This window comes from Phytoactinopolyspora endophytica (genome assembly GCF_004138495.1).
GTDB lineage: Bacteria > Actinomycetota > Actinomycetes > Jiangellales > Jiangellaceae > Phytoactinopolyspora > Phytoactinopolyspora endophytica.
Genome location: NZ_ML142855.1, coordinates 196,137 through 208,703, shown reverse-complemented (window position 1 = coordinate 208,703; position 12,567 = coordinate 196,137). Strand labels below are relative to the sequence as shown.

Genomic DNA, 12,567 nt, shown 5'->3' with positions numbered 1-12,567 from the left:
GTAGACCCTGATGGGGACCTGGGCATCGGGGTCCGCCGACCCTTTGCCGCGTCTCGTCGCGAAATCCGCCAGCGTGTCCGGTGACGGCCCGCCCGACACGAACGCGCGTCCGCCCGCGCCGAGAGACCCCCATGGGATCAGGGAGTCAGTTGACCCGGAGCGCTCCGGCCAGACCGGTTGCGCGACACCGGGGTCATCTGCCTCGATCGCCACGGCGACACGGTCCATCCCCTGGACCAACCAGGTCATAAAGACGCCATTGAAGATCAGCACCAGGAAGACGGCGAGCAGCGCCGCTCCGCTCATACGCACCACGACGTCCGGCAGCCACCGGCCCAACGTACGCCTGACCAGACATGCGAAACTCCGAACCGCGCGCCCGAGCATGATCAGCCCGGTGGCGACCACGGCCGCCACCAGAGGCACTGCCGCGAACGCCGGCTCCACCCCGGGCATCTCGAACAATCGGCGGAGGTCAGACTGCCAGCGCGCACTGAGCACCGTCAGTGTCACCACGGCGACGACACCGCCTACCGCGAGAGCGATACGGCCTCTGCGCCGAGTACGTTCGGACCAGTCGGGGCGGACCCCGGAACGCCTTGCCACCCATCCGAGCAGCACCGCGCCTGCGTACCCGAGGACCACGGTGAGGCCTGAGAACGCAGCCTGCACGAGCCAGTGCCGCGGGATCAACGATGGCAGCAGCGAGATACAGAACCCGATGATCCCGCCGGCCAGCCCGATGGACGAGAACGAACACCAGAAACGGGAGGCCCAGGCTCGAGGGCCATCACCGAGGTCAGGCACCTCTCCGTTCGACGCGGGGCCAGCGTTCCGCTCCCGATATGCCCACTGGTCGGCCGAGACCGCTTCCGCGCGTTCGGCCACCAGCTCCTCCGGTCAGCTCACCCAGCCGGCAGATGCCGGACACCACGCCCCGAAGCGGCAGACCGCCGGCACCGTCGCCGGTATTTCGTAGAGACAGTCTAGTGACCGGCGGGGGCTTCTACCGCAACTCCGCCAGAACCGCGTCGCAGAAGGCGGGCAGATCGTCGGGCTTGCGCGACGTGATCACGTTGCCGTCCTTGTGCAACTCTTCGTCGACCCACGTCGCGCCCGCGTTGACCATGTCGGTACGCAGTGACGGCCACGACGTGATGGTCTTGCCCCGGAGCACGTCGGCTTCGGCAAGGATCCACGGAGCGTGGCAGATCGCGGCAACCGGCTTGCCGTCGTCGTGGAGCTTGCGGACGAGCGCGACGGCGGCGGCGTCCATGCGGACCTTGTCCGGCGAGTACCCACCCGGCAGCACCACCGCGTCGAAGTCGTCTGCGCTCACCTCGGACGAGCCCTTCTCCACCGTGATCTTCGCCCCGTTCTTGCCGGTGATCTCCTTGCCGGCGGACGCGCCGACGATCACGGCTTCATGGCCGGCCTCACCTACCCGGTCGTACGGGACTTGGAACTCCGAATCCTCGAAGATGTCATCGACGATGAATGCGACGCGCGCCATTCCCTTTCCTCTCTGCAGTCTGTGGCCGTCTCAGCCGTGTGTCCGCTCGTCGTTCCGGTATGCGGCAAGCATCCAGCGGCGCTTCTCCATCGTGCCGATCATCTCCATGACCAGGTCCTGTGTCACCTGGTCGATGGACTCCAGCGGACCGAGCGTCCGACGTCCGTGTTCGATGACGGTATCGAGCTGCTCGACCACCAAGGCGATGACCTTGTCGTCGGGGAGGAATCCCTCCGGGAAGCCGGAGCCGGACTCTGCCACTGCCTGAGCGCGGCCGTCCACCGGCGTGCCGAGCGCGACGATCCGCTCCGCGAACTCATCAGTGAAGTTGCGCGCGTCGGCCACGATCACGTCCAGCTGCTCGTGCAGCGGCCGGAACTGTTTGCCGAAGACGTGCCAATGCGCCTGTTTGCCGTTCAATGTCAAGGCGATCAGATCGACAAGCACGGGCTGCAGTTGTTCCGCGACGTCGTGTCCCGATACCTTGATCGGACTCTCTGGGGCCGTCATGACGCCTCCTCTCGCAACGTGGGACGCTGTCCAGCCGGGGTACCCACCGCCAATCCCGTCAAACGTGAAGGCGGCAGCTCCGGACAAGATCTGCTTGACGCGCTCTGCCCACGCCTGCTTTCGCGTTCATACGCTCCAGCGACAGCAAGCTTCCACACGGCCCAAGGCTCTGCAGCTGTCACCAATCACGGGTTCCGGTGGAAAAGCGTCGTTTCTCGGACACGTCCGGTGCTGTGCCCTCATCGGCACACCCGGTAGCGCAGGTGGGTGACGCCACCATCTCCTTCCAGAACCCTGACCCGCTCCAACTCGCGCTGCCCGACGCCGAGGTGCTCGAACAACCGCCGGCCATCACCGAACAGCACAGGCACAAGGTGGATCTCAAGCTCATCGAGAAGCCCCGCGCCGAGCGCACGCTGCGCGATACCCGCCCCGTGCACCAGCACATTCTTCTCGCCGGCAGCCCGCTTGGCATCTCGCACAGCGACCTCGAGGTCGCTCACGTAATGCACGGCCGGCCAATCTGCCACCCAGGCGGGCGCCGCATGGCGGCTGAGAATGTAGATGGGCACACCATCGTGATGGTCGCCTCGCCAGCCGCCCGCGGGCTCGAAGGTCGCGCGTCCGGCGATCACGGCCCCGGTGGACATGAACTCGTTGACGATCTGGCGGTTCACCCTTAGGTGTCCCCCAACGGCTGCCTCGGGGTGATCCGCGCTGCGGTCCTCGGCGTCAAGCACGGGGCCGGTTTCGTCCAAGGCCAGACCGGTGTCACCTGAGAAGACCCACTCGTGCAGCCGCTCTCCACCGTCACCGAGACCGTTGTCCAGGGTTTCGTTGGGTCCCGCGATGAATCCGTCGAGGGACATCGACATGTACAGCACCGTCGAGGACATCTTTCACTCCTTATATAGATTCGAATGTCAGCGGTTTGACTGACGCTTACCTTCACGTCGAACGGCCGGTTTGGATTTCGACACTTTCGCGACTCAGCCGGCCCACGGCCGCAAGCCGCCAGCGGCGACGAGTGACTCAGCGGCGTGGCGCACGGCTGTTCCGGATGGCCGGAGTCGTACCGTGCCAGCATGCCGCGTTTCGTCCGTTTCCAGAGCGCTGTGCCCAACCGGCACGGCCGATTTCCCGGAATCTTCGCGTTGACCAATCGCCTCGGGCGCTCTTGCAAGCTGAGCGCGGCTGATCACGAGTGGTGGAAGCAGGCCAACGCCAAGGCGACTGCGGCGTATCCGGACCCGAGCACCCGAGATCCGAGATGCTACGACCCTGAGCTGAACCCTGGCGCGCGGTCCTGGTTCAAGAGCGATGCGACGCATCTGCTCGACATGTGTCAGGGGTATCTCCGCCTCTTGGACCGATACGGCGTCGCATGGGTGGAGCTTCGAACCGACCATCCGGGGACGGTTGTGTACGAGGATCCCGACCAGGTCGTGGCGGTTCCGTACACACACGCGGCCGATGTGACCGCGCCGTGAGAAAACATCAGCCGTCCAACCTGAGGAGCTGGGTGAGCCGCGCGATGTGCTGGCGGGCAGCGGCCTCGCTGGCGTCCGGGTCGCCGGCCGCGACAGCCTCAAAGATCTGCCTGTGGTCGTGCAGAGCACGGTCCATGCCACCGCTGATGCTGGTCGAGCGCATAGCGATCATGATCTGACCCTGAATCTCATCCAGCATCCGGGCGATGACCGGGCTCTTCGCCGCCATCCGGATCTCACGGTGGAAGGCGGCGTCGACGTCGATGTGTCGGTCGAAGTCACCGCGGGCGACCGCCTCGTCGTGCTCGGCCAGGTTGGCCAGCAGGCGACGTCGCATGTCGTGGGTGAAGTTCGGCGTCGCCAGCCGTGCGGCCATACCCTCGAGTGCCTCTCTGGCCTCGTACAGGCTGACCAGCTCAGTGCGGCTGATGCTGGAGACGATGGCGCCGCGGTTCAGCGTCTCCTTCGCCAGGCCCTCGCGGACCAGCTGAAGGACAGCATCACGCACCGGGCTGCGGCTGACCCCGAGCTCGCGTGCGATGGCCGGCACCGACAGCCGCGCTTCCGGCTCCAGCTCGCCCGTCACGATGCGGTACCTCAGGGTTCGATAGACCCGCTCCCCCACCCGCACCCCACGGTCCAGGACGGGCCCGCCCACCACGTCGTTCACAAGTCCCCCACCTTCCATCGTCACGAACACACAGCCGAGACGTCCTCGCTCGGCGTCCGTGCTCGCCGGAATGCCACGACCAACCGGACGTACCTCTCGGCGACCTGATCCACAGCGACACCATGATCCATCGTCCCGCACAACAGTTCCCGCATGGCCGACCACCAGATGCTGCGCCCGACGGCGAAGCCGGAGAAGCCGGCCCGCGCGGCTCGTCCCACCCAGGTCTCCACGTCAGCGGCCGGAGCGCCCGCCCCAAGCACGATGCACTCCCCGCCCGTGCTCGCCGCGCGCTCGGCTGCAGCCGCATAGTCCCTCTCGGCACCCAGCGGTTCCAGTTTCCAGACGTCCACCGGGACGCTCGCGGACACCTCCTCCATCCCGCGCAGGATCAGCCCGGGCCGAACCTCGGCGTCGTACGCCGCGCGGCCGCCCGTGGCGGCCTCGTGCTCCGGCGTCGGCGGGACGAGCAGCTCGAACATGAACCGCGAGCCGGCGTCACGGACGGCCCGAGCCGTGCTGGCGAGGCGGCGCAGCTGCAGGTCGTTCGCCTCCCGGTCGCCCTCCGGGTTGTAGCGGACCAGGACCTTCGCCAGGTCCGGGCGATGATGCGCAAGGTACGCGCCGACGTCGTCGGGCTCGTCCTCATAGACATCGAGTCCCGCCTTCTCCAGCGGCATGCTGACCGTGATGCCGTGTGCCCGCGCCCGCTCGGCAACGCCCGGCCCCAGCTCGGGGTCGACGAGTATCGCCGCAGAGTCTGGGCTCACGGCAATGCCGGAATCGATGGAGGCGACGAGGCCGTCGAGCACCATGTGTTTGCCGCGGCAGATCTCTGCGCGCTGGTCCGGGTCGGCCATACGGGTGTGGGAGTACAGCGCCTGAGTGAGCCATGGCCGCTGGTCGACCGCAAGGACGAAAAGATCGGGACGACTCACGAGGCGGCTCCAGTGATGATGAACGGTTTGAGGTGGACACCCGCGGCGAACGACTCGAACGCCTCCGGGAGATCGGACAGGGCGAGCGGATGGGCGAGGCGGTCACGGAGCGACGGACCGCAGTGCCTCAGCACCTTCCAGTTCTGCTCCACCTCGTCGAGCGGGAAGTAGAACGAGCGGACAGTGAAGCAGTCCGTCCGGCGCCAACGGGGATTCGCCGGCATGGTGTAAGGCTCGTTCGACTCGCCGAGAACGAGCACGGCCCCGCCGGGCATGATGACCTGCTGGGCGAGCTCGCGCGCCCGGTCGGCGCCGCTCACCTCCACCGCAACGTCGTACTGGTTGTGACTGTGCAGGTCTGTAGCTTCCTTGGCCCCACTCTCCAGGGCTGTCGCCAGGCGGGCCGGATTCGGGTCGGTGGCGTATATCTCCGGGATCCCGAACTCCTGGGCGACTGCGATCACACCCAGCCCGAGCGGGCCGCACCCGACAACCAGCAGCCGCTGCGGTGCGTCGGGCTGCGTGGCCAGGGCCATCCGCAGGCCGTGCGCGGCAGTGCCGACGGTGTCCAGGCCCAGCACCGCAACGTCCAGCCCGATGTCGTCGGGCACCGGGATCACGCACCTCGCCGGGACGTCGACGTAGGCGGCGAACCCGCCGTCGCGTTGCCAGCCGATGAGCTCTCCCAGCTGGAGGCAGCGGTTCGTCCGGCTGCGCTCGCACTGGGCGCAACGCCCGCAGAACACGGGGATGTAGACGATGCCCCGGGTCCCGACGCCGACGCGGTCACCACCGGTACCACCGCCGGACATGGCATCGCGGGCGGTCTCGACGACGACCCCGGCGATCTCGTGGCCGGGCACAACCCTGGAGCCGGCGGCCAGCAGCCGCTTGTCCGAGCCGCACAAGGCGCACACCTCCACCCGCAGCCGCACCTCGCCAGGGCGCACCGGCTCCATATCATTCGTCTCGAACGTGATCACGCCGTTCCCGGCGAACCGGGCCATGGTGTTCGTCGTCATTTCACTGCACCTCCGGTCAGGCCGCGCACCAGCCATCGCTGCGCGAGGATCGTCAGCAGGAACGCCGGTAGCGAGATCAGGGCGCTGGCCGCCATCAACCCGCCGTAGTCGCTGGCGCCCTGGCCGATGAAGTTGAACGCGATGACCGGCAACGGCACCGTGTCGGAGTTCGCCAGCGCCAGCGCGAACAGGAAGAAGTTCCACGAGAAGATGAAGCTCAGAGTCACGGCGACGGACAGCCCAGGGAGCGCCAGCGGAAGCACGACGTTCCGGAATCGCTGTCCCACCGTGCAGCCATCCAGCATGGCGGCCTCCTCCAGGCTGACTGGAATGTCCTCGAAGAACGGGATGAGCAGCCATACGCACAGCGGGAGCGTGATGATCAGGTGCGCGGCGATCAAGAGCAAGAAGTTCAGCGTGTTGTTCGACGGTGCGCCGATGTTCACCGACAGCACGAAGAGCGGGAGGACGAACATGACCCCAGGCGCCATCCGAGCCAGTAGCGTCATGAAACCCACCGCGGCAAGTCTCCGACGGACGATCACATACGCAGCGGGAACGCCAAGCAACAGGCCGAGAAGTGTCGAGCCGCCGGCGATGATGAAGCTGTTGCGGATGTAGTAGAGGAACGCGAAGCGCTCGAAGAGGTTCGTGAAGTTGTCCAGCGTCAGCGGCGAGGTCACGTCGAAGATGGACCCGGTGATGTCGACGTTGCGGCGGAACGCCGACCACACCATGAACAGTACCGGCCCGAAGAAGATCAGCGCCGCCACGACGTAGCCGAGGTATACGGGGGCGAGCCCGCGCCCGCGCCCCGGCCCGCGCCTGGTATCAGTACTCAATGGTCCGCCTCCTTCGCCACCACGTGAACACGCCCGCGATCATCACGACCAACAGCAGCAGGCTCAGCTGCAGGGCTGCGGCGTAGCTCGCCTCCTGGTCGATGAAGGCGCTGCGGTAGCCGTACACGTTCAGCGTGTTGGTCGAGTTGACCGGACCGCCCTGGGTCATCACGTAGACGGTGTCGAAGAAGCGCACCAGGTCGACAGTCCGCAGCAGGACGGCCACGGAGATCACCGGCATGAGAAGCGGCAGCCCGATGTGCCGTGCCTTGGCCCAGTTCGACGCTCCGTCGATCCCGGCGGCCTCGAATGGCTCGTTCGGCAACGCCCGGATCCCCGCTGCGATGATCAGCGCCATCAGCGGTGTCCACTGCCAGATGTCAACGATAGCGATCGACCAGGGAGCGATGTCCGGATCTCCCAGCCACACCACCGGATCGATCCCGACGGCGTCGAGAATCTGGTTCGCCGGGCCCAGGGTCGGATCGTAGATCAGCAACCACACCAGGGCGACGGCCACCGAGGCGGTGATCGCCGGAATCAGCATCACGCCCTGGAAGATCCGCCTCCCAGGGACGTCGATGCTGAGCAGATAGCCGAGTGCCAGCCCTAGCAGCGTCTCGGCCACCAGACAGACGACCAGCAGGAACAGGGTCACCTGCACCGAGTCCCAGAAGAGCGGGTCGTCGAACATCTGCGAGAAGTTCGCCACGCCGACGAACCCCGCGTTCGAGCCGTCCGGCCGGCGGTCGGAGATCGAGAGCCACACCGTGTACACCACCGGCATGAGCACAAGCAGACCGGTGACAACCACCGCGGGCAGCATCAGCGGCCACAACCCACGCGAGACCGGCGTCGCTCCCGGGAAGTGTCGCTGCGACGGCCGGTGCCGCGGCCAGCGGTGCGCGACGTCGCCGCCGTCGCGCGCCTGGCGTTGGGTTTCGGTTGCGGTCGGCATCGTCGTCGTCATCGCCTCTGGTCGCATTCCCACTCGCCGCTCATTCCTCGGCAAGCAGCGGTTCGAGGCCGGCCTGGATCTCCGCGGCCGCCTCCTCGGCGGTGATGTCGCCGAGAATGACCTCACCCACGGCGTCGCCGATGACCTGCCGCATCGTCGGCGCGTCGGAACCGACCGGGCCTACCTCGACGTGTCCGTTCTCCTGCAGGTCGACGACGGCCTCGTGCCAGGCCTGCAAGGTGGGCGTGTCGAGCGTGTCGGTGTAGGCGGGATCCTCGGCGACAGACGTCCGGGGCGGGGCGATGTCGGCCTCGGTCAACGCCAGCTGGGTCTGCGGGTTGGACGCCCACTCGAGGAACCGCCAGGCGTCGTCCTTCTTGTCCGAGTGGGGCGACATCGCCAGCCCCCAGGACAGCACCGTGGGTGAGGACCGGTCTGACCCGGCGGGCATCGACACGACACCCACCTGTTCCCCGACGGTCGAGTTGGACTCGTCGACGACGCTGTTCAGCTCGTTGCTGGACTCGAGCATCATCGCGGCCTTCCCCTGCGCGAACAGCGCGGAAGACTCGGTGAAGGTGTAGTTGATCACGCCGGGCGGGCCGTACTCGCGAGCCAGCGTCGCATATTGCTCGATGGCCTCGACCGCGCCGGGCTCGTCGAAGTTGGGGGCACCGTCGTCGTCGGTCCATTCGACACCGTTGCCATGCACGAACGGGCCGAAGGTGAACGGTAGCGCCGGAGCCTGTCCACGGAGGGTGATCGGCGTGATCTCCGGGTCGCGTTCGGCGATCGTCCCGGCGGTGTCGATGAGCTCGTCGACCGTCGCCGGCGGCGTCAGGTCCCACTCCTCGAACAGGTCGGTCCGGTAATACAGCACGGGGCCCTCGACGTTGACCGGAACCGCGTATGTGGTCCCGTCCACCTTCATCCCATCGATCGCTCCGCTGCCGAAGTCGTCGGCCTGGTAGTCCTCAGAGGCATCCGCGAGGTAGTCATCCAGCGGCTCGTAGTAGCCCGACTCGGCGAACAGCGGACCCTCCCGGGACGGCAGCGTCATGTAGACGTCCATGGCGGCGCTCTGGGACTGGAGGTTGAGCTGGATCTTGTCGCGTGCCTGCTGCTCGGCGAACGTCTCGACGTTTACCTCGATCCCGGTCTCCTCCTCGAACTCGGCGATGAGCGGTTCGACGCCCCGCTGGAACGGATGGTTGGACATGATCACGGTGATCGAGTCCGCGCCGCCGGACGTGGCGTCGGACGGGCTTCCGCAAGCAGGAAGGGCGAGCGCGAGCGCGCTCGCCACGGCGGTGCCGGCGATGAGCTTTCTGCGAGGATGCATGATCTCTTACCTTTCCTCCGTTGGAACGGTGAGTGTGTGAGCCACCGGCTCGACCGGGCACACGAGCGGTGTGAGCCAGTCATGGAAGGAGCGCAGGTCGAGCGGCTCGGACGTTCTCCAGCGGTCGGGCACCGTGCGGGTAAGCCCGATCACGTCGTTCAGCGGGACGAGCGGGTAGGTGACGGCGTACTCGGCGCCAGGGACCCGTTCGATGCCGACCATGACGGCACCGTCGGGACCGCCGCCGCAGACGCGACTGCCGGACCCGATGAGCAGGCGCGCCGCCTCGTACCCGACGAGTTCGGCCTCGACGGCGTCGACGCCGCTGGCGAGAGCGGAAGCGCAGCGCTGCGCCACCCCGAGGACCTCGCCCCGGGCCGGCAGAGCCAGCTCGGACGCGACCATCGCGGCGAGCTCTCGGGCGACGCCTCCGGTGATCAGAGTGGTGTGGTTGGTGGCGTGCACCGGCGCGTCGGTCAGCTCAGGCGCGTAGCCCTCGCTGACGACGACGAGCGCGCGCCCGTGTCGTCCGACGAGCGCACGGACGTCTCGCAGGAACCCGTCCCGGTCAAACGCCTGCTCCGGCGTGAACACCCGGTGCACCGGATGTTCTGGGTCGCGTGGCAGCGTCGCTGCGAGCGCCAGCCAGCCAGCGGCGCGGCCCATGGTCTCCACGATGCGCACAGGCTCCACCGACGTCATCGCCCGGTGGTCCCGCGCCATGTCCGGCAGGACGGTGGTGAGGTAACGGGCGGCCGAGGCGAAGCCGGGCGCGTGGTCGACACCGAGGAGGTCGTTGTCGATGGTCTTGGGTATGCCGACGACGCGCAGGCCGACGGCACGTTCCCGAGCCCGGCCGGCGACCGCGGCGAGCAGCGCCATCGTCCCATTGCCGCCGATCAGCCCGATGCCGTCGACGCAGTGCCGTTCCAGCTCCGTGACGATGGCGTCGACATCGGCGGGGCTGGTGGCGCGACGGCCTCCGCCGAGCCAGGAGCCGCCGTCACGCTCCACGCCGGGCGGGAAGCCGACGTCCGCAAGCTTCTCGAACCTGCCCGCGACCAGCGCGTCCGGGCCGCCGCGGGCGACCATCACCTCGTGTGGACCAGCGCCTCGGAGGAACCCGGCCACGCTGCGGTTCACCACCGCGGTGGGCGCACCGGTCTGACCGAGCAGGACACGCATCACACACCTCCCACGGCGGTGGCGCGATGGTGCGGGAACTGGTCGAGGCCGACGGTCAGCATCGTGGAGCCCACAGATCCTCCTCGACGTCGGCGAGCGCCTCCAGGTCGATCTCGACGCCCAGTCCAGGCCCGTCCGGCACCCGCACGGTCCCGTGGTCAGTCAGCAGCGCGTCGATCGCGGCTCGCATCGGGTTGGCCCGGACATCCCACTCGACCAGGCGGGTGCCCGGCAGGGCCGCCGCGACCTGGATCGTCGCCGCCGTCGCCACGGAACCGTTGTAGAGATGAGGGTTGACGACGGCGCCCGCCCGGTGCGCGAGCTCGTGCACCCGCAGGTACTCGGTGGGTCCACCGACCTTGGAGAGGTCCGGCTGAACGATGTCCACGGATTGCGGCTCGATGTACGGCCGGAAGGCGGCGGCACCGTGCAGGTTCTCCCCGGTAGCCACGGCGAGCCCTCCGCGGGTGCGCAGCTCGGCGAGATCCTCCGGACGGTCACCGCTGATCGGCTCCTCGATCCAGGCGACGCCCAGCTCCCGCAGCAAGGGCGCCATCTGAAGGGCTTGCGGCAGAGACCATGCCTGGTTGGCGTCGCCGAATATCTCGACCTCGTCGCCAAGGACATCCCGCGCCTGGCGCAGGTTCGCCTCGTCCCGCTGCCACCCGAACCCGAGCTTCACCTTGACCGCGGTCAGGCCGAGTTCACGGCAGTGTCGCGCCGTCGTCTCCACATCGGTCGGTCCCAGGCTGGACCCGTAGACCCGAAGCTCCATCGCCCGGACCCCACCGAGCGCGACGCCGAGCGATACGCCCGCATGCTGAGCGGTGATGTCCCACAGAGCGGTATCGACGGCGCTGATGGCCTGGTAGATCGGCCCGGGTGCACCCCATTGGCGGCCGAGCGGCACGAGCGTCGACGTCAAGAGCTCGTAGGCCTCGGCCGGGTCCTTGAAGGTCCGCCCGATAAGGAGCGGGGCGACACCCTCGTCGATCGTGGCCGCGCGCTCGCGCCACGCCCAGGAGGGGTAGTTCACCCAGGACTCCCCCATGCCGCGCCGGCCGTCAGCGAGCTCGACGGTGACGACGGCCATCGACCGGTGGGCCATGGGCGCGAACGACATCGCCACCCGGTCCGTCGTCGATGCGCGGAAGACGCGGTACGTGACAGCCACGACCGGGCTGGCCGGAAGCGGCGGCACCTGGCGGCCCGCGAGCGGCTCGGCGGCGAACCGATGTGGTTGTTCGTTTACAAACATTGCATGCAGTGTTTGCGACAACGCGATGGATGTCAAGAGTGCGAACGAAACTGGTCCGGATATCCGGGAGCGAGGTCAGGCGACGACGACGCGTGCACCGATCTGGCGCAGTCGTCCGGTGAGCCGTTCGCCGAACGACCCGTCGGTCACAACCGTGTCGATCCGCTCCAGGCCACACACGCGGACCGCCCCCGGCGAGCCCTCCTTCGAGGTGTCAGAGACCAGGACAATGTGGTCAGCGGCCTCGATCATCGCCTGTTTGACGCTGAGCTCGAGCTCAGAAAGGACGTAGAGCCCGCGGTCGTCGATCGAGGTCGCACCCAGCATCAGCACGTTCAACCGCAGATTGCCGACGAACTGTGCCGCGCTCGGGCCGATCAGCGCCTGGTTCTCCTGCGACAGCTCGCCACCGACGGCGATGGCCCGAGCGGCGGGCCTGTTGAGCATGGCGGCGAGTGCCGGCACCGAGTGGGTGACCACACATCCAGCGAAATCGTCCGGCAAGGCGGTCGCCACTTCGAGCGCCGTGGTGCCCGCGTCGATGCCGACGGTGTCACCCCCCGAGACCATGGCTGCGGCGGCCCGCCCGATCCGGCGCTTGGCGTCACCGTTGATCAGCGCCCGAGAGAGGAACGCCGGGTGCGCGCGGGCGTTCGGCGGCAGGCTCGCACCGCCATGGACCAGCACGGCCTCTCCGCTTGCGGCCAGCCGCCGAAGGTCCCGCCGGACGGTCATCTCCGACACGCTGAGCTGCTGGCTGATGCCGGACACGGACACGTGCCCCGCACGGCGCAGCTGTTCGAGGATCGTTTCGCGCCGTTGCGGCGCGGCGTCGTAGC

The 12,567-nt window shown here is 67.9% G+C and carries 14 protein-coding genes; 1 reads left to right on the top strand and 13 read right to left on the bottom strand.

Annotation, left to right across the window (positions count from 1 at the left end):
• From ELR45_RS38015 to ELR45_RS15785, 4 genes are all read right to left on the bottom strand, one after another.
• A partial coding sequence (locus ELR45_RS38015) for an alpha/beta-hydrolase N-terminal domain-containing protein (protein ID WP_276320687.1) occupies positions 1–888 on the bottom strand: 888 nt, incomplete at its 3' end.
• Positions 889–1,006: 118 nt separating this feature from the next.
• Positions 1,007–1,513, bottom strand: a complete 507-nt coding sequence (locus ELR45_RS15795) for a type 1 glutamine amidotransferase domain-containing protein (RefSeq protein WP_129667263.1) — start codon at positions 1,511–1,513, stop codon at positions 1,007–1,009.
• 30 nt (positions 1,514–1,543) lie between these two features.
• Positions 1,544–2,023 (bottom strand): Dps family protein, encoded by a 480-nt coding sequence (locus ELR45_RS15790; RefSeq protein WP_129667262.1) that lies wholly within the window; start codon positions 2,021–2,023, stop codon positions 1,544–1,546.
• 239 nt (positions 2,024–2,262) lie between these two features.
• Positions 2,263–2,919, bottom strand: coding sequence for a dihydrofolate reductase family protein (locus tag ELR45_RS15785; RefSeq protein ID WP_129667261.1), 657 nt, complete (start codon positions 2,917–2,919; stop codon positions 2,263–2,265).
• A gap of 189 nt (positions 2,920–3,108) precedes the next feature.
• Here ELR45_RS15785 and ELR45_RS15780 point away from each other — a divergent pair, with 189 nt between their 5' ends.
• Positions 3,109–3,513 (top strand): hypothetical protein, encoded by a 405-nt coding sequence (locus ELR45_RS15780; RefSeq protein WP_129667260.1) that lies wholly within the window; start codon positions 3,109–3,111, stop codon positions 3,511–3,513.
• Between the two features lie 7 nt (positions 3,514–3,520).
• On the opposite strand, the gene ELR45_RS15775 is transcribed toward ELR45_RS15780, so the two are convergent.
• The 9 genes from ELR45_RS15775 to ELR45_RS15735 form a co-directional block, all read right to left on the bottom strand.
• Positions 3,521–4,183 carry a GntR family transcriptional regulator gene (locus tag ELR45_RS15775; protein WP_165367809.1) on the bottom strand — a complete coding sequence of 221 codons (663 nt, stop codon included), beginning with the start codon at positions 4,181–4,183 and terminating at the stop codon, positions 3,521–3,523.
• A gap of 20 nt (positions 4,184–4,203) precedes the next feature.
• Positions 4,204–5,121, bottom strand: coding sequence for a 2-deoxy-5-keto-D-gluconate 6-phosphate aldolase domain-containing protein (locus ELR45_RS15770; RefSeq protein WP_129667258.1), 918 nt, complete (start codon positions 5,119–5,121; stop codon positions 4,204–4,206).
• Positions 5,118–6,143 (bottom strand): alcohol dehydrogenase catalytic domain-containing protein, encoded by a 1,026-nt coding sequence (locus ELR45_RS15765; protein ID WP_165367808.1) that lies wholly within the window; start codon positions 6,141–6,143, stop codon positions 5,118–5,120. Before ELR45_RS15765 ends, ELR45_RS15770 begins: the two co-directional genes overlap by 4 nt.
• Complete coding sequence (locus ELR45_RS15760) at positions 6,140–6,985, bottom strand: carbohydrate ABC transporter permease (protein ID WP_129667256.1); 846 nt, start codon at positions 6,983–6,985, stop codon at positions 6,140–6,142. Before ELR45_RS15760 ends, ELR45_RS15765 begins: the two co-directional genes overlap by 4 nt.
• Complete coding sequence (locus ELR45_RS15755; protein ID WP_240759784.1) at positions 6,975–7,970, bottom strand: carbohydrate ABC transporter permease; 996 nt, start codon at positions 7,968–7,970, stop codon at positions 6,975–6,977. Before ELR45_RS15755 ends, ELR45_RS15760 begins: the two co-directional genes overlap by 11 nt.
• Positions 7,971–7,983: 13 nt before the next feature.
• Positions 7,984–9,285, bottom strand: coding sequence for an ABC transporter substrate-binding protein (locus tag ELR45_RS15750; RefSeq protein WP_129667254.1), 1,302 nt, complete (start codon positions 9,283–9,285; stop codon positions 7,984–7,986).
• 6 nt (positions 9,286–9,291) lie between these two features.
• On the bottom strand, positions 9,292–10,470 hold the full coding sequence (locus ELR45_RS15745) for a 6-phosphofructokinase (RefSeq protein WP_129667253.1): 1,179 nt from the start codon (positions 10,468–10,470) through the stop codon (positions 9,292–9,294).
• Positions 10,471–10,525: 55 nt separating this feature from the next.
• The gene (locus tag ELR45_RS15740; protein ID WP_129667252.1) at positions 10,526–11,728 is read right to left on the bottom strand and encodes a mandelate racemase/muconate lactonizing enzyme family protein; all 1,203 of its coding nucleotides are present in this window, start codon (positions 11,726–11,728) and stop codon (positions 10,526–10,528) included.
• Between the two features lie 75 nt (positions 11,729–11,803).
• Positions 11,804–12,567 (bottom strand): DeoR/GlpR family DNA-binding transcription regulator (locus ELR45_RS15735; RefSeq protein ID WP_165367807.1); only part of this gene is annotated, 764 nt, incomplete at its 5' end.

Excerpts from the sequence above, each read along its gene's own strand:
- ELR45_RS15795 (WP_129667263.1), bottom strand. The coding sequence starts at position 1,513 with ATGGCGCGCGTCGCATTCATCGTCGATGACATCTTCGAGGATTCGGAG.
- ELR45_RS15790 (WP_129667262.1), bottom strand. The coding sequence starts at position 2,023 with ATGACGGCCCCAGAGAGTCCGATCAAGGTATCGGGACACGACGTCGCG.
- ELR45_RS15785 (WP_129667261.1), bottom strand. The coding sequence starts at position 2,919 with ATGTCCTCGACGGTGCTGTACATGTCGATGTCCCTCGACGGATTCATC.
- ELR45_RS15780 (WP_129667260.1), top strand. The coding sequence starts at position 3,109 with ATGCCGCGTTTCGTCCGTTTCCAGAGCGCTGTGCCCAACCGGCACGGC.
- ELR45_RS15765 (WP_165367808.1), bottom strand. The coding sequence starts at position 6,143 with ATGACGACGAACACCATGGCCCGGTTCGCCGGGAACGGCGTGATCACG.
- ELR45_RS15755 (WP_240759784.1), bottom strand. The coding sequence starts at position 7,970 with ATGCGACCAGAGGCGATGACGACGACGATGCCGACCGCAACCGAAACC.
- ELR45_RS15750 (WP_129667254.1), bottom strand. The coding sequence starts at position 9,285 with ATGCATCCTCGCAGAAAGCTCATCGCCGGCACCGCCGTGGCGAGCGCG.
- ELR45_RS15745 (WP_129667253.1), bottom strand. The coding sequence starts at position 10,470 with ATGCGTGTCCTGCTCGGTCAGACCGGTGCGCCCACCGCGGTGGTGAAC.
- ELR45_RS15740 (WP_129667252.1), bottom strand. The coding sequence starts at position 11,728 with ATGTTTGTAAACGAACAACCACATCGGTTCGCCGCCGAGCCGCTCGCG.